This is a genomic window from Synechococcus sp. RC10A2 (assembly GCF_047502605.1).
This window is the reverse complement of sequence record NZ_JANSHP010000129.1, coordinates 61,691-87,281: the sequence shown is the minus strand read 5'-3', so window position 1 is coordinate 87,281 and position 25,591 is coordinate 61,691. Positions and strand designations below refer to the sequence as shown.

Annotated in this window: 23 protein-coding genes; 10 read left to right on the top strand and 13 right to left on the bottom strand. The window is 62.0% G+C overall.

Annotated elements, in window-relative coordinates; all coding sequences use genetic code 11:
* Window positions 1–21: 21 nt before the first annotated feature.
* The gene (locus NW848_RS17435) at window positions 22–768 is read right to left on the bottom strand and encodes a DUF3120 domain-containing protein (protein WP_414511374.1); all 747 of its coding nucleotides are present in this window, start codon (window positions 766–768) and stop codon (window positions 22–24) included.
* A 138-nt stretch (window positions 769–906) separates the two neighbouring features.
* On the opposite strand from NW848_RS17435, the gene NW848_RS17430 reads away from it, so the two are divergent.
* Window positions 907–1,953: a glucokinase gene (locus NW848_RS17430; RefSeq protein WP_414402401.1), complete on the top strand. Its 1,047-nt coding sequence runs from the start codon at window positions 907–909 to the stop codon at window positions 1,951–1,953.
* Between the two features lie 85 nt (window positions 1,954–2,038).
* On the opposite strand, the gene NW848_RS17425 is transcribed toward NW848_RS17430, so the two are convergent.
* Window positions 2,039–2,614: an NUDIX hydrolase gene (locus tag NW848_RS17425; RefSeq protein WP_011430949.1), complete on the bottom strand. Its 576-nt coding sequence runs from the start codon at window positions 2,612–2,614 to the stop codon at window positions 2,039–2,041.
* 104 nt (window positions 2,615–2,718) lie between these two features.
* On the opposite strand from NW848_RS17425, the gene trpE reads away from it, so the two are divergent.
* From trpE to NW848_RS17405, 4 genes are all read left to right on the top strand, one after another.
* Window positions 2,719–4,215, top strand: coding sequence for an anthranilate synthase component I (trpE, locus tag NW848_RS17420; RefSeq protein WP_011430950.1), 1,497 nt, complete (start codon window positions 2,719–2,721; stop codon window positions 4,213–4,215).
* A 6-nt stretch (window positions 4,216–4,221) separates the two neighbouring features.
* A complete protein-coding gene (locus tag NW848_RS17415; RefSeq protein ID WP_414402400.1) occupies window positions 4,222–5,028 on the top strand; it encodes a phytanoyl-CoA dioxygenase family protein in 807 nt (268 codons plus the stop codon).
* 83 nt (window positions 5,029–5,111) lie between these two features.
* Window positions 5,112–6,176, top strand: coding sequence for a chlorophyll synthase ChlG (gene chlG / locus NW848_RS17410; protein WP_071813560.1), 1,065 nt, complete (start codon window positions 5,112–5,114; stop codon window positions 6,174–6,176).
* Between the two features lie 156 nt (window positions 6,177–6,332).
* On the top strand, window positions 6,333–6,788 hold the full coding sequence (locus NW848_RS17405; protein WP_414511373.1) for a hypothetical protein: 456 nt from the start codon (window positions 6,333–6,335) through the stop codon (window positions 6,786–6,788).
* Between the two features lie 22 nt (window positions 6,789–6,810).
* Here NW848_RS17405 and NW848_RS17400 read toward each other — a convergent pair whose 3' ends face one another.
* The 3 genes from NW848_RS17400 to NW848_RS17390 form a co-directional block, all read right to left on the bottom strand.
* Window positions 6,811–8,193 (bottom strand): MFS transporter, encoded by a 1,383-nt coding sequence (locus NW848_RS17400; RefSeq protein ID WP_414402399.1) that lies wholly within the window; start codon window positions 8,191–8,193, stop codon window positions 6,811–6,813.
* An 83-nt stretch (window positions 8,194–8,276) separates the two neighbouring features.
* On the bottom strand, window positions 8,277–9,689 hold the full coding sequence (locus NW848_RS17395) for an aspartate ammonia-lyase (protein ID WP_041438484.1): 1,413 nt from the start codon (window positions 9,687–9,689) through the stop codon (window positions 8,277–8,279).
* Between the two features lie 9 nt (window positions 9,690–9,698).
* A complete protein-coding gene (locus tag NW848_RS17390) occupies window positions 9,699–9,965 on the bottom strand; it encodes a hypothetical protein (RefSeq protein ID WP_011430957.1) in 267 nt (88 codons plus the stop codon).
* A 297-nt stretch (window positions 9,966–10,262) separates the two neighbouring features.
* Here NW848_RS17390 and infC point away from each other — a divergent pair, with 297 nt between their 5' ends.
* From infC to NW848_RS17375, 3 genes are all read left to right on the top strand, one after another.
* Window positions 10,263–10,820 (top strand): translation initiation factor IF-3, encoded by a 558-nt coding sequence (gene infC, locus NW848_RS17385; protein ID WP_011430958.1) that lies wholly within the window; start codon window positions 10,263–10,265, stop codon window positions 10,818–10,820.
* Between the two features lie 15 nt (window positions 10,821–10,835).
* Window positions 10,836–11,300 (top strand): thioredoxin-dependent thiol peroxidase, encoded by a 465-nt coding sequence (gene bcp / locus NW848_RS17380; protein ID WP_011430959.1) that lies wholly within the window; start codon window positions 10,836–10,838, stop codon window positions 11,298–11,300.
* A 126-nt stretch (window positions 11,301–11,426) separates the two neighbouring features.
* The gene (locus NW848_RS17375) at window positions 11,427–13,358 is read left to right on the top strand and encodes a serine/threonine-protein kinase (RefSeq protein ID WP_414401724.1); all 1,932 of its coding nucleotides are present in this window, start codon (window positions 11,427–11,429) and stop codon (window positions 13,356–13,358) included.
* A 51-nt stretch (window positions 13,359–13,409) separates the two neighbouring features.
* Here the strand turns inward: NW848_RS17375 and NW848_RS17370 are convergent, their stop codons facing one another.
* From NW848_RS17370 to NW848_RS17360, 3 genes are all read right to left on the bottom strand, one after another.
* Window positions 13,410–14,969, bottom strand: a complete 1,560-nt coding sequence (locus tag NW848_RS17370) for a YcjF family protein (protein WP_414511372.1) — start codon at window positions 14,967–14,969, stop codon at window positions 13,410–13,412.
* Between the two features lie 236 nt (window positions 14,970–15,205).
* Window positions 15,206–15,382: a hypothetical protein gene (locus tag NW848_RS17365; protein ID WP_011430963.1), complete on the bottom strand. Its 177-nt coding sequence runs from the start codon at window positions 15,380–15,382 to the stop codon at window positions 15,206–15,208.
* 57 nt (window positions 15,383–15,439) lie between these two features.
* Window positions 15,440–15,991 (bottom strand): fasciclin domain-containing protein, encoded by a 552-nt coding sequence (locus NW848_RS17360; RefSeq protein WP_414402398.1) that lies wholly within the window; start codon window positions 15,989–15,991, stop codon window positions 15,440–15,442.
* A gap of 157 nt (window positions 15,992–16,148) precedes the next feature.
* On the opposite strand from NW848_RS17360, the gene NW848_RS17355 reads away from it, so the two are divergent.
* The gene (locus NW848_RS17355) at window positions 16,149–17,912 is read left to right on the top strand and encodes a phospholipase D-like domain-containing protein (RefSeq protein ID WP_414346710.1); all 1,764 of its coding nucleotides are present in this window, start codon (window positions 16,149–16,151) and stop codon (window positions 17,910–17,912) included.
* A 9-nt stretch (window positions 17,913–17,921) separates the two neighbouring features.
* Here the strand turns inward: NW848_RS17355 and NW848_RS17350 are convergent, their stop codons facing one another.
* The gene (locus NW848_RS17350; protein ID WP_414508258.1) at window positions 17,922–18,905 is read right to left on the bottom strand and encodes an acetyl-CoA carboxylase carboxyltransferase subunit alpha; all 984 of its coding nucleotides are present in this window, start codon (window positions 18,903–18,905) and stop codon (window positions 17,922–17,924) included.
* Window positions 18,906–19,041: 136 nt separating this feature from the next.
* Here NW848_RS17350 and NW848_RS17345 point away from each other — a divergent pair, with 136 nt between their 5' ends.
* Window positions 19,042–19,593, top strand: a complete 552-nt coding sequence (locus tag NW848_RS17345; protein ID WP_414402786.1) for a hypothetical protein — start codon at window positions 19,042–19,044, stop codon at window positions 19,591–19,593.
* On the opposite strand, the gene NW848_RS17340 is transcribed toward NW848_RS17345, so the two are convergent.
* The 4 genes from NW848_RS17340 to NW848_RS17325 are packed head-to-tail and all read right to left on the bottom strand — an operon-like array spanning window position 19,569 to window position 25,563.
* Entirely contained in the window at window positions 19,569–20,051 is a 483-nt protein-coding gene (locus NW848_RS17340; protein ID WP_414329976.1) for a hypothetical protein, read from the bottom strand. The genes NW848_RS17345 and NW848_RS17340 overlap by 25 nt on opposite strands.
* Before the next feature lie 3 nt (window positions 20,052–20,054).
* Window positions 20,055–22,826 carry a hybrid sensor histidine kinase/response regulator gene (locus tag NW848_RS17335; protein WP_011434294.1) on the bottom strand — a complete coding sequence of 924 codons (2,772 nt, stop codon included), beginning with the start codon at window positions 22,824–22,826 and terminating at the stop codon, window positions 20,055–20,057.
* A 1-nt stretch (window position 22,827) separates the two neighbouring features.
* Window positions 22,828–25,065, bottom strand: a complete 2,238-nt coding sequence (locus NW848_RS17330; protein ID WP_414402785.1) for a methyl-accepting chemotaxis protein — start codon at window positions 25,063–25,065, stop codon at window positions 22,828–22,830.
* Window positions 25,066–25,113: 48 nt separating this feature from the next.
* Window positions 25,114–25,563 carry a chemotaxis protein CheW gene (locus NW848_RS17325; protein ID WP_240527341.1) on the bottom strand — a complete coding sequence of 150 codons (450 nt, stop codon included), beginning with the start codon at window positions 25,561–25,563 and terminating at the stop codon, window positions 25,114–25,116.
* Between the last annotated feature and the right edge of the window lie 28 nt (window positions 25,564–25,591).

The window sequence follows — 25,591 nt, the reverse complement described above, 5'->3', positions numbered from 1 at the left end:
AGCACCGCAGAGGTGGTTGGCTCAGCGAAGCAAGGCCGCCCCCCACAGAAAGAGCCCATCCACCAACAGGGTATTCAGCACTGCTCCGGCAAAGGCCCAGTGGTGCAAGCGACGGGATCCCTGAATGACCCACAGGCCAACCCCAAGGAGCAGAAGGCTTAAGCCGATGCCCCAAGCTACCCCCCAAGGGGCGGCCATTTTGTCGAGCGCAGCCATAAACGGGACGGTTGCCTGATCCAGCCGGTCAAACCGCATCGCCTGCCGCCACTCCGGCAACAGCCCCACCGAGTAAATGTAAAGATCTGTAACCGCTGTGCCCCACAAGGAGCCGAGATAAAACCAGGTACCGATGCGGGCAAACCGTCGCCGTGTCCCCCACCAGACAATCGGGATCCCCAAGGCTTCCACAGGCATGTGCCAAAGAGGCTCAAAGCGCAGCCATCCCCAATACAGGGATCCTGCCAGCCAAGTCAGCGTGAAGCCGTAGAGCAGATCCCCCCAGATGCGGGTGCGGGGCCGCGAGTAGAGCCGCCAGCTAAGGCCCAGCCAGCCTAGAGTCATCGCCAAGCTCAGCCAAGGGCTATAGCGCACCAGGGGCGCTGCCACAAAAACGGGTAGGCACACCAGCACAGCCGCCGCTCCCCCGATGGCGTGGTGAGAGGGAAACCGCCTTCGCAGAGAAGAACGGGGAATCTCCCGTCCGACTGGGCCCTGGGAGGCCAGGGAAGGCTCTTCTTGGAGAGGCGGCGAACAAGAGGTAGGAAACAAAACGCAATCTTAGAAACTTTTACATCAGTTAACATAGCATCTTCCCTGCCCTTTCCCGCCCCGGCCGAGAGGGGCCGGCGTTGCCAGGGTACTGCCGAAAATGTCAGGGTGAGAATAACGCGCTGCCCGGAAAACACTATGGAGTTGCTGTTGGCGGGAGATATCGGGGGCACCAAGACCAGCCTCAGCCTCTTCAATGCCCAAGATCCCGATCACAGCCTCTACCACTGCCGCTACGCCAGCCAGAGCTATCCCAACCTCACCCCGGTGGTGCTGGAGTTTCTGGCCCAGGCACGGCAGGAGCTGGGGCGAGATCCCCAACCGGTTGCCGCCTGCTTTGCTGTGGCCGGCCCCGTAGTGGAAGAAAAAAGCAGTCCAGGAGCCGGGGGACAGAGGGCCAAAATCACCAACCTGCCCTGGAGCCTGCACTCAAGCCAGTTGGCGGCGGAGCTGGGGATCCCCCGCCTAGCGTTGATCAACGACTTCAGCGCCGTAGGCTATGGGGTGCTGGCCCTGCGAGATCAGGATCTGGAAACGCTGCAGACAGGAGAGCGGCAGCCCCAGGCGCCCATCGGCGTCATCGGGGCGGGCACAGGGCTGGGGCAGGCCTACCTCACCTGGGGAGAAGGCGGCTACCAGGTTCATGCCAGCGAGGGGGGGCATGTGGATTTTTCTCCACGGACCCCTTTGGAATGGGAGCTGCTGCGGTATCTGCAACAACGACATGGGCGCGTCTCCACCGAGCGGGTGGTCTCGGGGCAGGGGATCGTGGCCATCTATCAATTTCTGCGGGATAGCTGCTGGGGCCAGGGAGAGGAGCAGTTGCTGGCCCAAATTGCCGCCTGGGAAAGGGGAGCCAGCCCCGTCGACCCAGCCGCCCAAATTGCCAATGCCGCCCTGGAGGGACGGGATCCCTTGGCGGTGGAGTGTTTGCGGCTGTTTACCAGCTTGTATGGGGCCGCTGTCGGCAATTTTGCCCTGCACCTGCTGCCCCGTGGGGGCCTGTTCATCGCCGGCGGGATCGCGCCCAAGCTCCTGCGCCTGTTGCGGGAGGGAGAGTTTTTGCCCTCCTTTTTGGATAAGGGACGGATGCGCACGCTGCTGGAGCAACTGTCAGTGCAGGTGGTGGTGAACGCCCAGGTGGGCTTGATAGGGGCTGCCCACTATGCCGCCACTTTGCTGTAGAGGTTAAGCCTGTTGGCGGCAGGGATCCCCCGCTCCCTTCTCCCAGGGGGAGAGGGGGGCTGGGCAAGGCGCAGGATGGCCATGCCTAGGGCTTGTTCCTGCTCGCAAAGGCCGCATTTTCCGCTGCCAAAAACAACTGGGCCCGCCAAAAGCAGGTGATGGATTTGCTGTCGAAATCCAGGCCAAAACGGGCCATTTCTGTCAGTTCGGCAGGCGAAAGCTCCACCACCGCAATGTCTTCATCTTCATCCTTGGCCGGTGGAGCATCCAGCACTTCCAGATCCCGCGCCAGGTAGGCGTACATGATCTCGCTGGAATAGCCGGGGCACAGATAAAATTGGCCGAGGGGATCCCAGCGGTGGGCGCGCAGGCCGGTTTCTTCTTCCAGCTCGCGGCGAATGGTTTCATCAGGATGTTCCCCTGGCTCGACGGTACCGGCGGGAAACTCGTAGAGGTAGGCGGCGACGGCAAAGCGATATTGGCGAATGCAGACGAACTTGCCTTCGGCAGTGACCGGCACGGCCACCACGCCGCCGGGGTGGAGGAGGTACTCCCGCTCCCCTTCGGTGCCGTTGGGAAAGCGCAAGCGCTGGCTGACAAAGGTGTACTTGTGGCCTTGAAAGCGCAGGCGCTCGCGAAGGATCTGCGATGGGGTGTGCATGGCAAGGTTGCTCAGAGAAAGGCCCCCCTCAGCTTAATCGGTGGCGGTGCTGTTGGAGCTCCCCCCTTAAGGTAAAGTCAGAGGGGCAAGCGAAGGTGCAGGCCATGATCTCCCCTTCTCTGAAGGAGTTCCTCGCCCTCAGCCAACAGGGCAATTTCATCCCGGTCTACCAAGAATGGGTGGCGGACTTGGAAACGCCTGTCTCTGCCTGGTACCGGGTCTGTGCCGGGCGGCCCTACAACTTTCTGCTGGAATCGGTGGAGGGAGGGGAACAGGTGGCCCGCTACAGCTTCCTCGGCTGCGACCCTTTGTGGGTTTTGCAGGTGCGCGGGGATCAGGCCTTGCAGATCCACCGCGATGGGCATCGAGAGCAGCACCAAGGGGATCCCTTTGCCGTTTTGGCCCGCTGCCTGCAGCCCTATGAGCCGGTGCACCTGCCGGAGTTGCCCAGCAGCATCGGCGGGCTCTTTGGCTACTGGGGCTATGAGCTGATTCGCTGGATCGAGCCCAAGGTGCCCATTCACCCCCTGCAGCCGGGGGATCCCCCCGACGCTATCCTCATGCAGGTGGACAGCATCCTGATCTTCGACCAGGTCAAGCGCAAGATCTGGGTGGTGGCCTTTGCCGACACACGCCAGCAGCCGGCGGAGCAGGCCTACGCCCAAGCCTGCCGGCGGGTGGAACAGTTGGTGCAACAGCTCAGCGCCCCCCTTTCTCTTGCCCACCTCAGCCTCGACTGGAAGCCGCAACTGCCCGATGCCATTCCCCCCAGCACCCTCAGCCGCGCCGCCTACTGCCAGGCGGTGGAGCAGGCCAAAGCCTACATCCGGGCTGGCGAGATCTTTCAGGTGGTGCTCTCGCAGCGCTTCACCACCCCTTTTGCTGGAGATCCTTTCCGGCTCTACCGCTCCCTGCGGCTGATTAACCCCTCCCCCTACATGGCGTTTTTCCAGTTTGGCGATCTCTGCCTTGTCGGCTCCAGCCCAGAAGTGATGGTCAAGCTCACTCGGATAGGGGAAGAGCGCATCGCCACCGTGCGTCCCATCGCCGGCACCCGCCCCCGCGGCGCCACCCCCGCCCAAGACCGCCAGTTGGAGCAGGAGCTGTTGGCGGATCCCAAGGAGCGGGCAGAGCATGTGATGCTGGTGGACTTGGCCCGCAACGACCTGGGGCGGGTCTGCCGCCTGGGATCCGTGCAGGTGGACGACCTGATGCAGATCGAGCGCTACAGCCACGTGATGCACATCGTCAGCAATGTGGTGGGGCAGTTGGATCCCCGCTACAGCGCCTGGGATCTGCTGCGGGCCACCTTTCCTGCCGGCACGGTTACTGGCGCTCCCAAGATCCGCGCCATGCAGATTATCCACGAGCTGGAAGGGTGTCGCCGCGGCCCCTACGCCGGCGCCTATGGCTACTACGACTTTGCCGGCCAACTGAACACCGCCATCACCATCCGCACCCTGCTGGTTCAGGGGGACCAGGTGAGCATCCAAGCCGGGGCGGGCATCGTGGCCGACTCGGATCCGGAGCGGGAGTACCAAGAATGCCTGAACAAAGCGCGGGGCATGCTCATGGCAGTGGCCAGCTTGCAGAAGGAGTAAAGGCTCGTGTTAGCCCAGGTGCACTTTAGCCATGCCGAGCGGGAGCGCCGGCAGCCGGATCCAGAGACCGTAGAGCAGGCGTTTCACCTGTTTTCCACCGAGGGCTACCTGGTGCTGCCGGAGATCTTCCCCACGGCGCTCATCGACAAGCTACACAGTAGCTTTCTGACCACCTACAGCCGCTACTGCACCCACGAAAACCACCCCGACGCCCTGTTGGTGGGCAATCGACGAGTGATGGTGACGGTGCGCCTGGAGGGGCCCTTTAACGATCCCCTGCTCTATGCCCATCCCTTAATCCTGCCTATCTTGCAGCGAATCTTGGGATCAAGCCTGATCCTGAGCGGGCTGGGGGTGGTAGTTTCTCTGCCGGGATCCGCCGACCAACAGGTTCACCGGGATCTCTCCCACCTCTTCGGCGACGCAATTCTAGATGCCATCGTCCCCTGCTATGCCCTGAATTTGCTTATCCCGCTGGTGGAGGTCAACGAAGAGAACAGCATGACCCGCCTCTGGCCTGGCAGCCACGCTGTTTTCGAGGCCCACTACACCGAGCTGGCCCGGCAGATGCCCTTTGTCGATCCGCCGCTGGCCAAGGGATCCTGCCTGCTGTTCGACTACCGCTTGATTCACCTGGGCCGGCCCAATCGTTCTGCTGCTCCCCGGCCCCTCCTCTACAACACTTACAGCCGACCTTGGTTCCGGGATCCCGTCAACTATACCCGACAGCCCCCCCTGGTGATCCCGGCAGCCGAGAAAGAGCGGATCCCGGCCCAGCACCACTCCCTATTCGTGGCAGCGCAGATTGTGTAGAGGAAAGTTTTGAGGAATGTGGGAAGATGCCTCAGAATGGGGGTGGGTATCCCCGTTGTTGAAGTTTGATTGCGCACCCCACCATGAGCGAAAGCACCTCTCAAGAGCCATCTTGGGCGCCGACGGCAGACGAAATGGCCCCTGCTGTGGGTCCTGGCGCAGAAACCGCCCCGGCTCCTGAAGCCGACAAGGGATCCGCCGCCCGGCGTGTCCGCCAACTCTTGGGCATGAAAGGGGCAGAGGTGGAGTCTCGCTCCGTTTGGCAAGTCCACCTGCAACTGATGAAGCCCGTGACCTGGATCCCGCTGGTGTGGGGCCTGATTCCGGGAGCGGCCTCCTCCGGCCACTTCACCTGGACTTGGGAAAACGTGGCCCTCATCTTGGTGGGCATGATCCTGGCCGGCCCCTTGATGACGGGCTACACCCAGACCCTGAACGAATACTACGACCGCGACATCGACGCCATCAACGAGCCCTATCGCCCCATCCCTTCCGGGGCCATCTCCCTGCGGCGGGTGGTCATCCAAATCTGGGTGCTGCTGATCCTGGGGCTGGCGTTGGCCTATGCCCTGGATTGGTACACCGGCCACGACTTTCCGGTGATCACCTGCATTGCCCTGGCGGGAGCCCTAATTGCCTACATCTACTCGGCGCCGCCCCTGAAACTAAAGCGCAACGGCTGGCTGGGGAACTACGCCCTGGGGGCCAGCTACATCGCCCTGCCCTGGTGGACGGGACATGCCCTCTTTGGCGAGCTGAACTGGACAATCTGCATTCTGACCCTGATCTACAGCTTGGCCGGCCTGGGGATCGCCGTGGTCAACGATTTCAAAAGCATGGAGGGGGATAGACAATTTGGCCTCGCCTCCTTGCCGGTGATGTTTGGGGCCATGGGGGCGGCCTGGATCGCGGCGCTGATGATCGACCTGTTTCAGTTCGGCATGGCCTCGTTTTTGCTGGGAGCTGGCCTAAAGCTCTACGCCGCAATTTTGGTGCTGCTGATTATCCCGCAGATCACCTTCCAAGACATGTACCTGCTGCGGGATCCCCTCAACAACGACGTCAAATACCAGGCCAGCGCTCAGCCTTTTCTGGTGTTGGGCATGCTGGTGGTGGGGCTGGCGCTGGGCCGCTTGGGGCTGGGGTAGTCGAGCCGAGGCCAAAGTGCCCATCCTGGCAACCGAGGTGACGGCTTCCGCCCTGGGGTGCTCCCTCTGCCTGGGCCAAGATCAAGTCAGGATCCCATCGGGGATGGCCGATGGATCCCAAAAAGTGGGATGGCCCTGGGCCAAAGGAGATATCCGATGAAGCTGTCTATTCCCCTCCAACTCAGCCTGAGCCTGGCTCTGCTCTTGGGGGCGGTCGTCCCTGCACAAGCCCAGCGGATCGTCATCGACGGGCGCGGGATCCTGGTCGAACCCAGCACCGGTGGCTCGGTCATCCTCAACCCCGACCAGCCGCTCTTGGCTCCGATCCCGCCTGGGGGAGTTCCTTTTTCCCTCGATGCAGAGGGCCAAGTGGTCTCTGCCCCTGGCTACCGCTGCAGCGCCGCCACCGCTGCCGACAACTCTCCCATCATCTGCCGCTCCCAGTTCAACCCCAACGACGTGGTGGTCTACGAGCGGGATGGCCGCTCCAACACCTTCTTCGTCAATACTGACAACCCTGTGATCCAGCCTTCCAGCAGCGGCCTGCGGATTCTGCCCAACTCCGAGCCGGTGCAGCCCTCCGGCAGTGGCTTGCGCATCATCCTCAACTGACAGACGGGAAGCGGCCCCCTGTCTAAGGGGATCCCTCAGGAGCAGCTCCCGCTCGTCTTGCCTCCAATTCCCTTAGGATCTGCCGGTGGCGCTGCCGGGTGATGGGGTACAGCCACACCAGCAGGATCCCACCGATTAAAGCCACTGCCGGCAGGGGGCCGATGGCGAGGCGGATGGCCAGCAAGGCCAATTCTGGCTGGAGGGGTGGGGCCTCTCCGGCCACCGAAGGGATAAAGCCGGCCCAATCCAGAGCTTGTCCCACGAAAAACAGCCCTAGCGCCAGGCCCACCTTTTGCAAGAACACCATGAAGGCATAGAAGATCCCTTCCCGCCGCTCCCCAGTGTGCAGCTCGTCCAGGTCGATGACATCCGGCAGCATTGACCAAGGGCCAAGATACACTGTGGCGGAAACCCCGATCCCTGCCAACAGGGCTAGTGCAATCATGAGCCGCTCCTGGCCGGCCTGCAGGAAAAATAGGCCCGCCTGCGAGATGAGCCAAAACCCCGCCCCGATCAGGTACATGGCGCGCTTGCCCAGCCGAGCGCTCAGGCATGTCCAGGCAAACAGGGTCAGCACGGCAACACTCTGAACCGCCAACACCACCAGAGAAATCCACACCTCGGGCAGGCCCATCCAGAAGACGATGAAATAGGGGATGATCGTGGCTGTGAACTGAAAGGCCAGCCAAGAACACAGGTAGATGCCGCTGACAAACAGGTAGGGGCGATTGCTGAAGGCCACCCGCAGTTGCTGCAGCAGAGGCAGCGGATCCCGTTGGGATTGAAAACGTTCTCGTACTCCCCAAAAGCAGAGCAGCAGGGGCACAGCCGAGATGGCCCCAAAACAAGCCCCCGCCAGCAGATGGCCGGCAGCCCGATCCGGCAGCAGGTTAAACAGCAGCGGAAAGGTAACCACGGCAACCATGCTGCCCCCCACCGAGAAGGCAAAGCGAAATTGGTTGAGCCGGGTGCGCTCGTCGTAATCCTGGGTTAGCTCCGCCGTCAGGGAGGCGTAGGGGATGTTGGCGGCAGAATAAAAGGTGTTGAACAGCAGGGACACCCCCAGGTAGTAGGCGAAAAGGGGGCCCATCTGACCGGGAAAAGGGATCCACCACTGAGCTGCAAAAGTCAGGCCAAAGGGGATGGCCGAAAACAGCAGCCAGGGGCGGCGACGGCCCCAACGGCTGCGGGTGCGGTCGCTGAGGATGCCGATGATGGGATCGTTGACGGCATCCCAAAAGCGGGTGATGGCGTAGATGCTGCCGGCCAAGCCTGCCGCCATGCCGACGGTATTGGTGAGAAAGGGCAGCAGGAAAAAGATGAGGATATTGGCCGTCATGCCCGTGCCCAGATCCCCCACCCCATAGGCCAGCTTCGTCCGCAAGCTCAGTCGTTCTCCGGTCATGGCCTGCCTTGGCAAAGGAGAGTCTTACTTAGTCTAGGGGGAAGGGGCAGGCGAGAGGGCTAATTGCCCTTTTCGCGGAGGGGCTAAGAGCGCATCTGGCTCATCGCCTCCAGATTCAACGCCTTGGCCACCTGTTCCGGGCTCATCAAGTTGCGCTCCAACACGATCTGGCGGATGGGCTTGCCGGTTTCCAGGGAGATCTTAGCCACCTCTGCCGCCTGCAGGTAGCCAATGTAGGGATTGAGGGCAGTCACCAAAGCCAGCGTCCCCTCAGCATAGCTGCGGCAGCGATCCGCCTGGGCGGTGATGCCGCGGACGCAGCGCTCGGTAAAGACGCGCAGGCTGTTGTTGAGGATCTGCAAGCTATGCAGGAGGTTATAGGCAATCAGCGGCATCATCGCGTTGAGCTCAAATTGGCCTGCCTGGGCGGCGAGGAGAATGGCGGTGTCCAGGCCGATCACCTGAAAGCAGACCATGTTCAGCATCTCGGCCATCACCGGGTTGTACTTGCCGGGCATGATGGAGGAGCCGGGCTGTACCGGCGGCAGTTGGATCTCTTTGAGGCCAGTCTTGGGGCCGGAATCCATCAGGCGTAGGTCGTTGGCCATTTTGATGGCATCTTGGGCCAGGTTGCGCAGGGATCCCGACAGGTGCACAAAGGGGGCCATGCTCTGCATCGCCGCCATGGGATGGGGGGCCGGGGTAAGGGGCAACTGGGTGTACTCTGCCAGCCGTTGCACCACCTTTTGCCGGTACTGGGGATGGGTATTGAGGCCGGTGCCGACGGCGCTGCCCCCCAGCCCCAAGCTGCCCAGAGCCTGGCTGGCCTCCTCGATCCAGCGGCGGTGCTGGGCAAAGATGGCCGCATAGGCGCCGAAGCTATCTCCCAGCCTTATGGGGACAGCATCCTGCAAATGGGTGCGGCCCGCCTTGAGAATGCCGTGGAACTCCTGTGCTTTCTGCTCCAGCGCCGCCACCAGGTTGTCCAGCGTGCCCAAAAGATCCCGCCGCACCCGCAGCAGGGCCGCCAGGCGAATGGCGGTGGGGATGACGTCGTTGGTGGATTGGCCGTAGTTGACATGGTCGTTGGGGCTGACCCGCTCGTAGCGCCCCTTGGGCTCTCCCAGGATCTCCAGGGCGCGGTTGGCCAACACCTCATTGACGTTCATGTGGTGGGAGGTGCCCGCCCCGGCCTGGTACACATCCACCACAAACTGATCCCGCAGGGATCCCTGGAGGATCTCGTCTGCCGCTTGGACAATGGCCTTGGCCACGTCGGGGGGAATGCAGCCCAGCTCGCCGTTGACCTCCGCCGCCGCTTTTTTGATGAGCACGCAGGCCTCCACGTACTCCGGCAGCGGCTTGAGGCCGCTGATGGGAAAATTCTCCAGGGCGCGGGCGGTTTGGATGCCGTAGTACACCGACTGCGGCAGTTGCCGCTCCCCCATCGCGTCCCGCTCGCTGCGCACTTGCAGTGGGTCTGTCTCTGGAACCATGGCACAGCTCTAGCTGGCAGGTTTTTGGGAAGGTTCCTGTAGAGGTAGGGATCCCTTTTCCTGGAGAGCAGCCAACTGCTGGCTAATCCGCTCGTTGTTTTCCGCCAAGACGAGCACCATGGCCGCGCAGGCCAGATGAACTCCTGCCCGGAATTCGGCCGAGGCTTTGTACTGAGCCAGCGCCTCGCTATCTCCTTCTCGCGGGCTCAGGATCAGTTGCACCGACTTTTGGGCCAACTCTTTCAGTTCCCGTTCCGTTAAACCGAGCTGCACCACTTTTGCCCTCCCTGCTAACCGGAAAACAAGCCCCCCCCCTGCCCTCTCACCGGCAGGAGCGCCACTTTGGTTATCCTACCGCGGTTGCTGCCCCAATCCAGCATCCTTCTTCCTTCCAGTGGGTCGGCGAACCCCTAGAAGAAAACAAAAAATGCCGGCTAGTATAGGTGCAGCATGCCTTGCCCTCCTGGCCGATAGACCACTTGGGGGTGCAAGTCCGTCGGCCAGCAACGGCGCAAAAGAGGCTGCTATTCTCTGAGTACTACCATCTAGGTTGTTGTTCACAGAGAGGAAAACTTGTCCGTAGAACGTCCACTTGACCGCTTGCCCCGCAAGCAGCGCGCAGAGCTGCCGGCCATCAACGAGCGCATCCGCTTCCCCAAAATTCGCCTCATCGACACCGATGGCACCCAGTTGGGGATCATGAGCCCGCGCGAAGCCCTGCGCCTGGCCGAAGAAAAAGATCTGGACTTGGTCTTGGTCAGCGACAAGGCGGATCCTCCCGTCTGCCGCATCATGGACTACGGCAAGTTCAAGTTTGAGAAGGAGAAAAAAGAACGGGAGGCCCGCAAAAAACAACACACCGCCGAGATCAAGGAAGTGAAGTTTCGCTACAACATCGGCGAGCACGACTACCACGTCCGCCTGCGCAGCGCTCAGCAGTTTTTGGGGGATGGAGACAAGGTAAAAGCCACGGTGATGTTTCGCGGTCGCGAGGCCCAGCACGCCGAGTTGGGGGAAGAGTTGCTGCAGCGCTTGTTCAAAGACCTAGAAGGCGTGGCGGAAATGCAGCAGCCCCCCCAAAAGGAAGGGCGAAACATCACGATGATCCTCTCCCCCAAAAAATCCACCTGAGGAGGGATCCCGTCTATGGCTCTTGCTGTTGGGGATCCGGCGCCGGAGTTTACCCTGCCCGATGCCGAGGGCAATTTGGTCAGCCTGAGCCAGCTGCGGGGCCGGCGGGTGGTGCTCTACTTCTACCCGCGGGACAACACTCCCGGCTGCACCCGAGAAGCCTGTGGCTTTCGCGATGCCTACGCCGAGTATCAGGCGCACGGGATCCACGTCTTGGGGGTGAGCGCCGACGACGCCCGTTCCCACCAAAAGTTTGCCCAAAAACTGCAGCTTCCCTTTCCGCTGCTGGTGGACGAGGGGGCCAAGGTGGCCAGCGCCTACGGCGTCTATGGCCCGAAAAAGTTCATGGGCAAAGTCTATAACGGCATTCACCGCACCACCTTTGTCATCGATCCGGAGGGGAAGATCGAGGCCATCATCACCAAGGTCAAGGTGGAGGCTCACGCGGCGGAGCTGCTCAAGCAGTTAACCGGCTCCTAAGCTCTCTGTTGGGGGGTGCAGGGGGAGCAGCCCTGTCGGCAAAGGTGCCTAGGTGTCCAGCGTTCCCGTGCCGAGATTAGGACAAGAAGAGAGCGGGCAGGGGATATAACGATACAAAGTGCCGGTATGGATTCCCCTGGGGCCGTGTCCCGACGCACCCGTACCACCAAGTCGATTCACGACAGCTACCAAATTTTGGGTTTGGCCGGCCAAGGGCAGTATGGGCGCGTGTTCTGTGCCCGGCCCCGCCACGGGGGGGATCTGGTGGCCCTCAAGGAGCTGCCGGCAGAGCGCTTTCCCACCCCCAACCTGCTGCGGGAGCTGCGCTACCTGCTGACATTGAACCACCCCAACATCACCCGCTGCTACGCCCTCGAACATGCCCGTGAGGGGCGCTATTTGGTGTTGGAGTACTGCGAAGGGGGCACGCTGCGGGAGCTGATCGACCAGGTGGAGCGGGGGCTGTGGCTGCCGGTCAAGCAGGTTTTGGGCTTTGTGGATCAGATCTTGGCCGGCTTGGATCATGCCCATCGACAGGGGGTAATCCACTGCGATGTCAAGCCAGAGAATATCTTGCTCAAGCCCACGCCCCAGGGTTGGCAACTGAAGCTGACGGACTTTGGCATCGCTCGTCACCCCCAGCCTGCTCCCGGCGAGATCTCTGCCACCGGCTCCCCCGCCTACATGGCGCCAGAGCGGTTCTACGGCCAGTTCAGCCCCGCTTCTGACCTCTACGCGGTGGGGATCATCCTCCTGGAGCTGTTGACGGGCCGGCGACCCTTTTCCGGCTCCCCCAGCCAGTTGATGCACGCCCACCTCAACCAGCCGTTTGTCTGTCCGGAAGGGATCCCGGCCCCGCTGCAGGAACTGCTGGAGATCACGTTGCGCAAGTTGCCCCTGCGGCGGTTTCGCACCGCGGCCCAGATGCGTTCGGCCCTGGCAACCTTTGCCCGGGAGTGGCAGGAGCCAGCCGGTTGTTGGGTCGGCCCTCGCCTGTCCAGGCGGTCACCTCCCGGCCTGCAGGTCTGGGATCTGCCGGATCCGGGTTTTGTTGGCGAGGGCGGGATGGAGTCCCTGCCTGAGCAAAAGTTCTGCATCTGTGAAGATCCGAGCGGCTCCCGATCCCCGCTGCTGCTGCGGGTAACCCCTCAGCGGCTGGAGTGGCTGGATCTGCAGACCCTTGCCTCAGGAGCGCCGCCTCTGGCCTGTTTCTCCTTGGCCGAACCGTTGCAGCAAGTGCTGCCCTTGCCGAGCTTCCCGGAGGCTTTGGCTTTTTCCAAAAGCAACCTTTTGCACCTGAGTCCCGCGCGCGTCCGTACCTTGCTGAGTTTTGCGGAGGATTGGCGAGCCACCTGGCTGGCGGAGCGGCAGGAGTTGGTCTGGGCCACTGCCAAAGAAATTGGGGCAGTGCAATGGCTGCCGGCTGGGCCAACCGTAGCTCAACCTTTTCCGGAGTTCCACTGCTACTTTCGCTGGCCTTGGCAGGTGCCAACGGGATCCCTGCTCCGCTTGCTGGCTCTCTCGGAGCATCTGGTGCTGTTGGCGGGATTGGGGCGGCAGTGGGTGGAAATGACTGTGTTGCCCTATCCGGCGGCCTGGCCTCCGCAGACGGGCTCCCAGCCGCTGCGCTATCGCCTACCCCTGGATCCCAGGGGGAGAGTGCTCAGCTTGGGGGAGCGGCTGCTTTTTGCCGGCGGGGATGGAGGAGGCCAGGGATGCTGCCCCCACCTTTGCTCGGTGCAGGTCAACCCGCTGCGGCTGCGCCGCTGGTTTTTGAAGGGGTGGCCCCTGCAAATGGCCAAGGCCCCTTGGGGCGTGCTGCTCCTGTGTCGCGAGGGGGAGGAGTTCTCTTCCCTCTGGCTGTATAGCGAGGGGGGGTATCCCTTGGCCCAGGTGGCCGTGCCCGTCGGATCCGAGGTGTTGCAGGTGGGGCAAAGGGGACTGGTCTGGCTGCAAGTGCCCAAGGCCGGGAAGCCGCAGCAATTTCAGCTTTGGCAGTTGGATCTCAACCAGTTGCCGGCGAATGGCCATGCCGCCGAGGGGGTTGCTTTGGGCTAGCGACGGGTTTTTTGCTTTTGAAATGGCCCTAGCTGAGCTTGGGCTGTTCGGCTAGCTGCTGGAGTGGGCTTGGCGAGCCAATTGCTTGAGAAAGGCCAGCGGATAACGGCTGTGAAGCTGCTGCTTGAGCCGCTCTTGCAGGAGCTCCTCTTGCCAGGGATCCCCCGATTGCAGCCACTCCAGGTAGCTCAGCCCCGCCACCCGCGTCAGATAGGCTCCGCTGGCCGCCTGCAGCGGGATCCCCATGAGCATCCAGGGACTGGCTTTGAGGGCAGAGCCCAGGGCCTGGGTGGCCAGCTCCAGTCCCCCAAGCTGCACGATCATTTGCGCCAGGCTGTGGGCCATTTGTTGAGCCTGCTGCAGGGTGATGGGGCGATCGAACACCTGATGCAGCTCCCCGATCATGCGCGCCTGGATGACCACCCCCGCCAGCATATCCAAAGCCGGAAGGGGGGTCACGGCCAGGGCAGCAGCGGTGGCCCACTGCATCCGCTCCACGATCTGGCGACCCTGGTGGTAGCGCTCTTCCCGCAGGGCCTGTTGGACGGCCTCGCTCAAGGTTTGGGTTTGCAACAGGGCGTTGGCCAGGCGCAGATGGGATCCCTTTTGCTGCAGCAGGCGGGCCATCTGCTGGACCAGGGCGCCTGTATCGGGGGGCTGCGGCTCCCAGGTTTCTTGTCTGGAGCCATCGGGGAAGCAGTAGCGAACCTTCAAGGGCTCCGGGTCGGCGGCAATGGCCACCACCTGCTCAGGGGGAATGACGCCGGCGGTGCGCTGGCGCAGGTGGGCCAAGATGATCTCCACCTCCTCCGGCAACATCTGATCCGTCTTGTTAAGGGCCAGGATGGTGGATTTCCCCAGCCGGGCCAGCTCGAGCAGCTCGGCATATTCTGAGGCCAGCAGATCCCCGGCCACCACCAAAATCAACAGATCCGCCTTCTGGGCCAGGGCGCGGGCCTCCGCCTCGCCGGCGCCGCCGATGGTCAGCAGGCCAGGGGTATCGGTGAGGGAGATGGGGCCACTCCAGCCCTCCAGTTGATAGGTGTGAATGGATCCCTGCTGGGTGGTGCCCAGGGTGGGAGCGGTTTCCCCCACAGGCTGCCCCAGCAGAGCGTTGATGAGAGAGGTTTTGCCGGCAGAAGCGGTGCCGAACACCACCAGGTGCAATTCTTCCTGGGCCAGCCGTCGATCGATCTCCCGCGCCTTGGCCTGCAAGGCGCGACGGCTAATGTCGTCCTGCAGCTTCTGGATAAGGCGATCGACATCCTGCAGATCTGCTTGCACCTGATCCCGCGTCAACTTAACCCGCCGCCGCGGCTTGGCCGCTGGGGTGGGATCCTGTTGCGGTCGGCGAACCTGTTGCCACCAATGGCGTGCCACCAGCCCTGCCGCCACTGTTCCGCCCAGGATGCCGGCCACCGCCAGATCCGCCAGCGGCACCGAATAGGGAGCCACAAAGCTGTAGATGCCCTCAACCCATTGCAGGTATTGGCTGAGAGCCGCCAAGCCCAGCCCCGTCAACAACCACAGCCAAGTGGAGCGCGACAACACCATGCCAACCCACAGCTTGCCCAAATGCCCAATCGGGAACAGATCCTGATCCCCAGGCAAACCCTGAAGATCTATCTAGTCTAGAGATCTGCAAAGGCGAGAGAAGCGTTCGCGAATTTAGGACGGCTGAACCCTCTCCGCTGGCAACCCCGGCGCAAGCGGGCTCCGCAGCCGCTTCTCTAGCATAGGGCTAGCTGCAGCTGGGCATACAGTTTTTGCAAGAAGCTTTGTTTAGGAACAGCTACCCACCGGCAAAACCAGAAGCTGAAGACAGAAAACGCCAATCGAGATCGCCCTCAGCCCAAGTGGCCAAAAAGGCCAGGGATCCCTGGCAAAACCGCCGGCGGCTCCAGCGGCGCTGGCAAAAACTCGCCCCCCCGGTAGTCCAATAGCTGCACCAACAACAAATAGCCCACCCCCAGGGCAATGGCCAAAGCTCCCGTCATAATGGCTACCCACTTGGGCCGTTCCACGCTGGGCCTCCCAATCACTGCCGGACTTGATCTTCTTTCTTAATAATGCCTGAAGCCTTAGCGAGGTGGGATCAAGACGGTGTCGATGACGTGGATGATGCCGTTGGCAGCTTGAATATCCGCGGTGATCACGTTGGCGTTGTTGATGCGAATCCGTCCGCCCTCAAGAAGGGTGACAGTGACAGGGGATCCCTGCAAAGTCGTCACCTGCTGGCCGGATCTGAGGGCGCTGGAGGGGGCCAAGCCGGGAACCACGTGGTAGGTGAGAATGCGCACCAGCTCTGCCCGGTTCTCAGGCCGCAGCAAGGCTTCCACCGTGCCAGGGAGCAAAGCGGCAAAGGCAGCATTGGTGGGAGCAAAGACCGTGAAGGGGCCTTCTTGCTGCAAAGCCCCCACCAAGCCCGCTGCCTGCAGGGCCGTCACCAAGGTACTGAAGTTAGGGTTAGCAGCGGCAACGGCGACGATATTGGGCAGCGGCGTAGGGCTGGGAGAGAGAGTCGGAGTGGGCGTCGGCAGGGCAATGGCTGTATCGTTGCTGGAACTGTCACAACCGACCAAGGCCAAGCAGGTGGCCGCCGTCAGTCCAAGGGTGAGGGCTTTGCGATTCATAACAAAAGTTAATAACTCAAAACATTCGTCTCCATCTTAGGGTCAAAAGCCGTTCTCGCACGGGTGGCCCTAGAGCAGAGCAGGGGTCACTTTTGCGTAGAAGTGGCTACGGTAAAGTTCGGTATTCTGGGTGTGGTTGCTGGAGGGGAGAAAGGGGATGAACGGGATCGGGATCCCATCTTGGCGGCGGCAACTGCGTCGTTGGCTGCCCTGGGCTGCCCTGCTGCTGCTCCTGGTGGCCATTGGCTACTGGGTGGGCCCCCGACCTCGGCCTTATCCCCAAGAGCCAGAGCTGCCCACCCTGGCCCCTCTGCCGCAGCACCCCCGCATCCGGGTGGCGTTCAACCAAAGCCGCGAGAGCACCTATCGGGATCCCTATCGCCAGGTCTATCGCTACGGCTACAACCTGGAGGAGCTGATCCTCTCCCAGATCCGCTCCGCCCAGCAGTCGCTGGATGTGGCGGTGCAAGAGTTGAACCTGCCCCTGATTGCCCAGGCCCTGGCCGAGCGGCGCCAGGCCGGGATCCCGGTGCGGGTGATTACCGAAAATACCTATGTGCGGGCCTGGCACCAGCTCACCCCTGCCGAAGTGCGGGCGTTGGACGAGCGCAGCCGCCGCAAGTACGAGGAGTACCGCAACTTGGTGGATGTGAACCGGGATGGGCGCCTCTCCCCAGAAGAGATCGCCACGCGGGATGTCTATGCCCTGCTCGATGGGGGGCAGGTGCCCTGGCTGGACGACACCGCCGACGGCTCCAAGGGCAGCGGCCTGATGCACCACAAGTTTGTGATTATCGACGGGCAGCGGGTGCTGACCGGATCGGCCAATTTTACCCTCTCCGATATCCACGGGGATTTCGATGCCCCCGGCAGTGTGGGCAACGCCAACCACCTGCTGCTGCTGGATAGCCCCGAGCTGGCTCGCCTCTACACCGAGGAGTTCAACCTCATGTGGGGAGATGGGCCGGGAGGGTTGCCCGACAGCCGCTTCGGGGTGCAAAAGCTCAAGCGTCCCCTGGAGACGGTTTACCTTGGCGATGCCATCGTGGGGGTACATTTTTCTCCCAGCAGCCGCTCCCTGCCCTACGAGGCCACTTCCAACGGCATCATCGCGGCCACCCTGGCCCAAGCGCAGCAGCAGGTGGATCTGGCCCTGTTCGTCTTTACGGACTCAGGCATTGCCAACCAGCTCAGGCAACTGCGCCAGGAGCGCAACGTGCTGATCCGCGGCGTGTTCGATCCCGGCTTTGCCTTTCGCGACTACAGCCGCACCCTGGAGATGTGGGGGCTGCTGCTCCCGGACGAAAACTGCCGGGTGGACGCGGCCCGCCTGCCTTGGACAGTGCCCGCTTCATCCGTGGGCGTGCCCAACCTCGCCCCGGGAGACAAGCTGCACCACAAGTTCGCCATCGTCGATCCCGGCACTCCTCAGGCCACGGTGATCACCGGATCCCACAACTGGTCAATGGCGGCCAACCACATCAACGACGAAAACCTTTTGATCATCCGTAATGAGCGGGTGGTGGATCACTTTGTGCGCGAGTTCGAGCGGCTCATTGCCGAGGCCCGCTTTGGCCCCAGCCGCCGCCTGCAGCAACAGGCGGAAGAGAGAGCCCGCCTCTGCCCCAGCCCTGTCCCCGTCGCCCTCTCCTCATCTGAAGCAGAGCCGGAGCTGCTGGAAGTCGAGGTGATCTCCGTTCCTGACAGGGGATCCCCTTCCCAGCCGGCTACCCCGCAAGCTTCCCGCGTGAACTTAAACACCGCCACCGCAGCAGAGCTGCAGCAGTTGCCCGGCATTGGCCCGGCCCTGGCGCAGCGCATCATCGAGGCCCGTCCCTTTTCCTCCTTGGAAGATCTACAGCGGGTCAAGGGCATCGGGCCGGCCCGGATTGAGCAACTGCGGGATCGGGTCACCTGGTAGGGATCCGGTCTAGCTCTCTTGAGCCAGCTCCAGAAAGGCCCCCATGCGGCGAAACTTCTGGTAGCGCTCCTCCCGCAGCTCCCGCCCGCTCAGAGCAGATAGCTCCTTGAGATGCCGCAGGAGAGCTTCTTTCAGCGTCTGGGCAGCTTCCAGGGGGGCGCGGTGGGCGCCGCCAACCGGCTCCGGCAAGATCTCGTCAATGACCTCTAGCTGCAGCAGGTCTTGGGCGGTAATGCGCAGGGCTGCCGCTGCTTGCGGCGCTTTCTTGGCATCTTTCCAAAGGATGGCCGCACAGCCTTCCGGCGAGATCACCGAATAGACGGCGTGCTCAAACATCAAGATGCGATCCCCAATGCCAATGGCCAAAGCCCCCCCGGATCCCCCTTCGCCGATGACGGTGCAGATGATGGGGATCTCCAGCCGAAACAGGGTCTGCAGGTTGGTGGCGATCGCTTCCCCCTGGCCCTCGGCTTCTGCCTTAACCCCTGGGTAGGCCCCCGGCGTGTCGATAAAGGTCAATAGGGGCAGGCCGAAGCGGTGGGCATGTTCCATCAGCCGCAGGGCTTTGCGGTAGCCGGCGGGGTTGGGCATGCCGAAGTTGCGGTGGATGTTGTCTTTGGTGTCGCGGCCTTTTTGGTGGCCGAGGATCATCACCGGCTGATCCCCCAGTTTGGCCAGGCCGCCGACGATGGCCGGATCGTCTTGGCCGTGGCGATCCCCGTGCAGCTCAAACCAGTCGTCACAGATGGTCTGTACGTAATCCAGGGTGGTGGGGCGGCGGGGATGGCGGGCCACCTGCAGCCGTTCTACGGGGGTGAGCTGGCTGAAGATCTCGCGGCGCAGCTCTTCGGCTTTGGCCTCTAGTTGGCGAATCTGCTCAGAGGCGTCGATGTCGTTTTCTTCGGCCAAGGCCCGAATTTCTTGAATTCGTTGCTCCAGGGCGGCAACAGGCTGCTCAAACTCCAGCAGCAGGCGATCGGTGGACTTGGTCATGACCGGTTGGCTAAACTTCGGGGGCGTGCTGTGCCTGGCAAAGGCTGCACAGATTTGGGGATGGGACTTTGATCTTCTCACATGTGGATCCCGTAGGCTAGAGGGAGCAATCCCCCTACTGCCCAAGAGGGATCCCTTGTCTGCCTCTCTCCATTCCCCCTCTTCACCCCTTCCCCCCTGGCTGCGCTGGGGGGTGGTGGGATCCGTCGTCTTGGCTATCGGGGTGGGAGCCTTTTGGCAATACGGGCGGCCTGAGCGACAAATCCGCGTCCACACGGAGAGATTGCTGCGGGCGGTGGAGCAGCGCAACTGGGATCAGGTGGAGATGTTGGTATCTGAGGCCTATAGCGATGGTTGGGGCCTGAACAAGCAGCGGGCGCTGGCCTACAGCCGCGAGATCTTCGGGCAATTTTTTCGCTTGCGCCTCCAACCCCAAGCGCTGCAGGTGCAGCTCGACCTAGGGGATCCCAGTCGCCAAGGACGGGCCACCCTCTGGTTTGTTATCGAGGGCTCCGGCGGCCCCTTGGCCAACCTGACGCGGGATCAGGTGAACGCCTTGGAGCAACCCTTCCAATTGAATTGGCAGCGACGGGGTGGGGAGCCCTTTCGCTGGGAGCTAACCCGCGTGGAGAATCCAGAGCTGCAACTGCCCCCTCTCCCTTCTCAAGAACAGGCAGGCCAGAGATGAGGGTCGAACACCAACAGGGGGAGCTGGCCTTCGGCTGGCGGGATCCACTGCACAATACCCCGTTGGCGGGCCTGAGCTGCATAGCGGCTGGGGAGAGGCTGCAACTGGGAAGAGGGCAGACGGCGCAGGAGGGGCTGAGTGGGAATGGGCAGAGCCCCTGTTTCTGGGTTGTCGATCTGGTCGGACAATCCGTCCTCAGAACTGCCTGGCTGCAACAGAATAACCCCTTCCGGTTGAAAAGGGATCCCTCGGCCCAGCAACAAACGACCGGTATCCAAAAGCTGGGGGCCGCCCTCCTGAGCAAGCTGAAACTCTGCCCAGCTAAAAACTCGCCGCGCCCGATCAACAGGGAGGCCGAAGCAGTAGGAGCCCAGTTGGAAAGTAATCAAGGTCTGCCGGTTTCTCAGTTGTTCTTGCCGAGCCAGACGACGCAGGCGCAGAGGGGAAAGCAGGGGCATGGACTACCTCGCCATCAAAACGCCGGTGGAAGGTGCCGAAGAGGCTGGTTGCAGCAGTTGCCGCAGCTTTTGGATCAGCTCCTGTTCCTGGAAGGGCTTGGAGAGGTAGGCGCTGGCTCCCAGCCGCTGGGCCAGTTGGCGGTGTTTCTCGCCACTGCGGGAGGTGAGCATGACCACGGGAAGCTGGTCATACAGGGGGTGGGCACGAATCTGGGCCAGCAAGCCAAAGCCATCCAGCCGCGGCATTTCAATGTCGGTAATCACCGCTCGGATGGGAATTCCTCTCTGCAAGTGCTCGAGGGCCTCTTGTCCGTCGCGAGCCTGTTCAACCCGGAACCCTGCTCTTTCTAGGGTCATGGCCAAGAAGCGGCGCACGTTGACCGAATCTTCCACCACCAGCAGGGTGGGCTGGGCGGCAAACCTGGGCTGGGGAAGGGGATCCCTTGCCGACTGACAGGGCTGATCCCGCTGGGCGAGCAGCCAGCTCAAGAGGGCAGGCGGATCCACGAAAAGAGCGATTCGCCCATCGGCCAAAACCGTACAGCCGGAGAATCCCGACGGCAGAGGCAGACCTCCCTCCACCGGGCGCAGAGTTACCTCTTGCTCCCGCCAAAAGCGATCCACCAACAGGCCATAGGGCCGGTTGTCTTCTACCACCAGCAGCACCACAGGTCGGTCGAGAAGGGGGGTCTCGTCAATTTCCCGGCGAGGCTGCCAGCGCGCGAAGCGAAACCAGTGGCCCACAGGAATTAAAGGGATCTGCTCCCCTTCCCAGAGAAAGGAATCGGCAGGCAACTGCGGGGGGATAAGCAATTCTTCCACTGCGTTGGCCGGAAAAGCCAACATCAACCCCTGGCATTCTGTCAGCAGCACGCGGGTGACGCTCAAAGAAACGGGCAGAGTGAGGGTAAACAGCGTGCCCCGTCCCGGCCAAGATTCCACCTGCACCTGGCCGCCAATTCGTTGCAGGTTGGTGCGTACCACGTCTAGACCCACTCCCCGTCCAGATAGCTCGCTGACTCGCTCGGCGGTGCTGAAGCCCGGCTGGAAGATCAACTCCAGCAGCTCCTGGGAGCTGGCCTCAGCCAGGTCGGCAGCGGAAAACCCTATCTGCAAGGCGCGGGCCCGGATTTTATCCAGACAGATCCCTGCCCCATCGTCTCGCACCGTGATCAGAGTGCGGTTGCCCCGTTGGCTGGCGGCAATTTCGATGAGGCCCTTGGCCGGCTTGCCCTGGGCCAGGCGGGTGTCTGGAGCCTCGATGCCGTGGTCAAAGGCGTTGCGCACCAAGTGCAACAAGGGATCCGCCAAGGCCTCCAAAATCGAGCGCTCGATTAGGGTGGATCCCCCCAAGACCCGCAGCTCCACGGGCTTGCCATGGGCTAAGCTCAGCTCCCGCAGCGCTCTGGGGAAGCGATCCGTCAAATCCGATAGAGGCTGCATGCGCACCTGGTCGAGACGGGTTTGCATTTGCCTGGAGAGGCGGCTGAGCTGGCGGGCGCTGCCTTCGGTCTCCTGCAGGGTGGTGTCGATATCGTGGGTTACCTCATCAATTTGCACAACGGTTTCCATCACCTCTTGGGTCAGCAGGTGCATCTCTCCATAGCGATCCATCTCCAAGAGGTCAAAGGTATCGGCCAAGGTCAGGCCGGGATCCCCTTCTTTTTTCAAGAGCACGGAAGCAGGCACGGTGGCAGCGACGCGGTCGTAGCTGCTGCGCAGGCGGCTGTTGGTTTCTTCTAGAGTGCGAACCCGCCGTTTGAACAAGCTGACCAGCTCCCGCAGCCGTTGCAGGCGACTGTTTAAGCGGTTGCGCTCCCCTATGAGCTCTCCCAACAGCTCCCCCAACTGTTCCAGAGGGCGAGCCGGCACCCGTAGCATCTCGGCAGCGCTTTTGGCCCCGGCTGGAATCGAATCCGGCAGCTCGGTGGCTCCTGCCATTGCAGGGGGAGGGGCTTCTGGCGGGGGGGAAACTGGAGGCTCTGCCGGATCCCAGGAGCTGGGGAGAAGAGCGACCTGACCGACCAGCACCAGGGCCTGCGAGCGTCGCCAAGCTTGTAAAGCCGCCTGAGCAACGGGCAACACCTGCTCCTTGGCATTTGGCGGCAGCGTCTCCAGAGCTTGGACTACTGAGCCGCACAGGGTGGCAAAGGCAGGCAGATCCAACATTTCCCCCAGCGCCCCCAGCTCTTGGGCAGCAATGAGAAACTCCTCCCGCAAACAGGGCTGCTCGGGGTGGGCCAGCACACCTTCCAACCGCTGCAGACAGGCCTCCACCTCGGTTGCAAACAGCAGCACCCGCATATCGCCCCCGGCCTCTGCTGCCAGGACTTGGACGTTGTCCTCAGGCTGCAACTCTCCCAACTGCTCTCGCAATTGATCGAAAAGAGGCTGCACCCGCTCTGCCAGCCAAGATTCGTCCAAAAGCCGCTGCTGGCGGTGCTGCTGGGCTATTTGGCGCATGCAATCCAACGCCGCCAAGAGGTTGCGCTCCACTGCGGGGTCGGCTTTTTGGGGATCCACCTGCAAGATCTTGAAACCATCTTCCAGGCGATGGGCCAAGTCGCTAAGCACCGGAAAGCCCATCATGGCCGCCCCGCCCTTGATGGAATGAGCAGCCCGCAGCAAGCGATCCAAACGGGGGCGATCCAAACTCTGGGATCCCAGGCCCAACACCCCTGCCTCCAGGGTGTCGAGGTAAGCCTGGGCTTCGTCCAAAAACTGCAGCCTAACCTGCCACTCGCGTGGGTCGAGGGAAGTGGGATTCGGCCCCATGCTAAACCGCCTCCCCCACCTTGAAGGTGGACACAGAAGTCTGCAACTGACGGGCAACCGCCACCGTAGCCTGGAGAGAGTTGGCCACCTGCTGCGAGGCTGCCGCCGTCTGGGCGGCAATGTTGGCGATTTGCTGCATCAACTGGCGCACCGTTTGAGATGCATCTGCCTGGGCATCGGTGGAGCGGGCAATGGCCTGAAAGAGCTGGTTCACCTGCCGCGAGACTTCCACAATTTGTCCCAGGCTCTGCTTGGCTGCTTCCACCAAGCGGGTTCCCTCCACCACCTGGCCGGTGCTGGTTTCCATCGCCTGTACCACCTCGCCGGTTTCCCGTTGGATCCCTTCCACAATGCGCTCGATCTCGCGGGTGGCTTCTGCCGACTGGGCCGCCAGTGCCCCGACTTCCTCGGCGACCACCGCAAAACCTCGCCCTTCTTCGCCGGCACGGGCTGCCTCGATACTGGCGTTCACCGCCAAGAGGTTGGTTTTCAGCGCAATCTGGTTGATCAAGGACACCACCTTGGAAATCTGCTGGGAAGATTCCCCCAGCCGCTTCACCTTCTTGGCCGTTTCGGCCACCGTTTCCCGCAGTTGCAGGATGTTTTGCACTGTGCGATCCATAGTCAAGCTGCTGTTGATGGCCGTGGCGGCGGCAGATTCGGCAACGGTGGCGGCCTGTTGGGCTTTATCGGCTACCTCCTCGATTGAGAGCGTCATTTGCTCGACAGAGCGCAAGGTCTCTTCGATTTGGGTGGCCTGTCGGAGAGCGGCTTCGGCCAACTCGCGAATGGCTGCCTCGTCACGACCAATGGATTGGTTGACTTGACCGGCGGCCTGCTGCACTTGAATCACGATGTCGCGCAAGCTCTCGATAATGACGTTGAAAAAGTCCGCCATGATGCCAACTTGTCCGGCTGTTAGCTGCGCCCGCACCGTGAGATCCCCCCGCGAGGCTTCTGTGACCTCGCTGATAAGCTGCAGCAGCTCTCTTTGCAGCGCTTCCGACCGCTCCCGTTCCTGGGCGGCCACGGCTTTTTGCTCCAGCGCCCCCAGGTTACCCAAAGCTTGACCCAGGCGGTTGGCCAGCTCTGCCAAGGTTTTCTGTTCTTCGTCAGACCAGCTCTGGCTTTGGGCGCGGCCTATTGCCAAAAAACCGTAAAGCTCATCGCCACGCACCACCGGCGCTATCATCTCGGCTTTCAGTTGGGCTGTGGCCAGCCTCTGCAGGTAGTCGGCGCCCAGATCTGGCCTAGGCACCGGGCCAAAAGCGTAAACTTGCCCGCCGTGGAGAGCCTGCTGGATCGGAGCCGGGATCCTGCGGAGGAGGGTGCCCAAGGTGTCGGGCAGGCGGCTGTCGTGAGATTCAGCGATAACCTGCGCCTCTTCGGGAGCGGTCAAGCGATAGAAGGCCACTCGTTCGGCACCGAAGCGCTGGCGCATCTCGCCCAACAAGTCAGTTAGGGGATCGATCAGCTCTTGCTCTTGGCGAATCCGGGCAATATCGGCAAACCGCTGGGCCAGTCGGGTGTCGGAAACTTGTCGCTCGTAGGTGGCGTTGCGTTCCCGCACAAAGTTGCGCACCAGGATCAAAATGATCCCCCAGCTCAGCAGCAGAATCGGGAAGCTGATGCCGGAAAAGATCAAAGCCTGCAGCAGATTTTGCTCGTAAAGCTGGACGCTGGCCTGAATGTTGCTGCGAATGGCCTCCAGGGTTTGGTTGATCCCTTCGGCGTAGATGCGCTTTTGCTCTTCGTACTCAGGGCTGTGCAGCAAGTTGAAAGCCCGTTCCTGCTCGCCGGCCCGAATCAGATCAAAAGCCTGCACTTCCCACTCCACCAGCTTGATGTTGGCTGCTGTGGTTTTGGCTGCATAGGCTTCGTAAGAGGCGGGATCCAATTGCTGAATCTCCGCCAGCACCTCATCCAACTGAGGGACATGGATGTTGTAGCGCTCTTCCCAGGACAGATCCCCGCTGGCAGCGGCCATGCGGGCAGACATGGTCAAGACTTCATCCAAATAGATCACCTGATCGCTCAGGTTTTGCAGGGTGAACTGCCGCGAGATCGCCGGCTCGAACTCGAAATAGGTGCGGGCTACGCTGCCGGCAGAGACGGCAAACAGCAGGGAGCTGATGCCCAGAGGAAAACTGATTGCCAGGGCCAGGCGGGATCCCGCGACTTTGCGTTGGGGCCGGGAAGATGGAGCAGGCCTGAGAAAGAGGGGACGGAAGGAAACCATAGAATTTTGCCTTTAAGTGAGGGTAAGTCGGGGAAAAGGTCGCCAAGATCAAGGGTTTGCCGAGGAATCAACTGAGTTGAGCTTTTGGACAATGGCAAGAGGGTCGAGCACCCAGAGAGGCTCATCCCCTTCCAACACCAGCCCTTTGCAAGAGTCGTAGAAGTTCTCCAGTCGAAAGTTGTTTTGTGCTGCCTGGGCTTTTGTTAAGGGTTGGATCTCCTCGGCGGGCACTCGAGCTACTCCTTTCACGTGTTGGGTTGCCAGGCCCAAGCCTGTTCGCACTGGCGATGCAGAGCCCCCAAATTCTGGGCGCATCACCACCAAGTGGTGTTCGGGCTGCCCAAAGTCCAAGGGCTCTAGGCCGAGAAATTGCGGCAGATCCAGTCCCCAGAGAATGCGATTGCGATAGTTGAACAAGCCCAGCACCCATGCGGGCTGGTTGGGGAGAAGGGTAAAGTGGTGCGGGCCAACAATTAGAGCTTCCTGGGCAAATGCCATGGGCAAAAGGGCCCGACAGTCTACCCCC